The sequence below is a fragment of the Paenibacillus sp. NEAU-GSW1 genome (genome assembly GCF_009737085.1).
Classification (GTDB): Bacteria; Bacillota; Bacilli; order Paenibacillales; family Paenibacillaceae; genus Pristimantibacillus.
This window is the reverse complement of the sequence record NZ_WOVL01000059.1, coordinates 1-1,388: the sequence shown is the minus strand read 5'-3', so window position 1 is coordinate 1,388 and position 1,388 is coordinate 1. Positions and strand designations below refer to the sequence as shown.

Annotated in this window: 2 protein-coding genes; one reads left to right on the top strand and one right to left on the bottom strand. The window is 55.4% G+C overall.

Annotation, left to right across the window (positions count from 1 at the left end):
* Positions 1-518: 518 nt before the first annotated feature.
* Positions 519-920 carry a hypothetical protein gene (locus tag GOM71_RS23630; RefSeq protein WP_156285572.1) on the bottom strand — a complete coding sequence of 134 codons (402 nt, stop codon included), beginning with the start codon at positions 918-920 and terminating at the stop codon, positions 519-521.
* A 61-nt stretch (positions 921-981) separates the two neighbouring features.
* On the opposite strand from GOM71_RS23630, the gene GOM71_RS23625 reads away from it, so the two are divergent.
* Positions 982-1,266, top strand: a complete 285-nt coding sequence (locus tag GOM71_RS23625; RefSeq protein ID WP_156285571.1) for a hypothetical protein — start codon at positions 982-984, stop codon at positions 1,264-1,266.
* Positions 1,267-1,388: the final 122 nt, after the last annotated feature.

The window sequence follows — 1,388 nt, the reverse complement described above, 5'->3', positions numbered from 1 at the left end:
TTTCGGCCTTATTCCCTCCGTTGCACCTCGCGCAATCGACTTTTAGGCCGTTTTCGGCCTTAAAGCTCGCTTTTTCCTCCGACTGCCGCTGCTTTCCGCCCATATAAGGCCATTTTCGGCCTTATTCACTCCGTTGCACCTCGCGCAATCGACTTTTAGGCCGTTTTCGGCCTTAAAGCTCGCTTTTTCCTCCGACTGCCGCTGCTTTTCGCCCATATAAGGCCATTTTCGGCCTTATTTCCTCCGTTGCACCTCGCGCAATCGACTTTTAGGCCGTTTTCGGCCTTAAGCTCACACCCTCTCATGATCAACAGCTGCTGCCGAATGTGCTCTCCCATGCGTCGCGTTTTTGGACAACACCCTTATCGTTCTTCACTCTCTTCCCCTCCATCATGCACAGCTGGGCGCTTGCCGCATAAGATGGATGAGGATAGATGCCTAATATGCAGTGCAAAGGAGTCTGACTGTTGCATGAGATATACTTACAAGTACATTAACACTTTAGATGGAAGTGTCATTCAAGATTGCGGCTGCGGCGGTCCGCGCATGCTCTTCCCTGGCGGACCAGGGCCCGGGCCGATGCCGGGACCGATGCCGGGACCGATGCCGGGACCAATGCCGGGACCAATGCCAGGGCCGATGCCGGGACCAATGCCGGGACCAATGCCGGGACCGATGCCGGGACCAATGCCAGGGCCAATGCCGGGGCCAATGCCGGGGCCAATGCCAGGGCCAATGCCGGGACCAATGCCAGGGCCGTTTCCAGGGCCGTTCCCAGGACCTTTCCCAGGGCCGTTTCCAGGGCCGTTTCCAGGGCCATTCCCAGGACCGTTTCCAGGGCCGTTTCCTGGACCGTTCCCATTCCCATTCCCGTTTCCTTTCCCATTCCCTGTGCCGCCAGCGACAGTTACTGTATTCATTAACGGCGGGCGCTTCTTCCCGAACATTACTCGAGGCTATCGCGTTCGCTTCCGTCCCGGCTTGACGATCGCACAAGCGCTCGCAGAAACCGGCGTTATCCGCTTTACGTTCAGCGGACAAATCGCTTCTGTCAGCGGCATCCCAATTGGCGGCCCAATTCAATACACCCTTCGCTTAAATGGCCGCGTCATTCCGTTCACACTGCTGAGCTTCCCGCTCCAACGAAACGATTCGGTTACGCTTGAGCTGCATTTCTTGCCGTCTGGCCGTCCGGAAGACGAACAGCTTGCCGATATATCCGATATATCGTTAAACGCTGTCATCGAGCAAGGCAACGAAGACTAAATTTCTTCAGCAATAACGGCGCAAACCCGCAACAAAACCTCCATGGTTTTAGAACCGCAGCCCCCACATGAAAAGTTAATCATGTTGAGGTTAGCGGTTCTTTTGCTTTTCCATACTGGTAA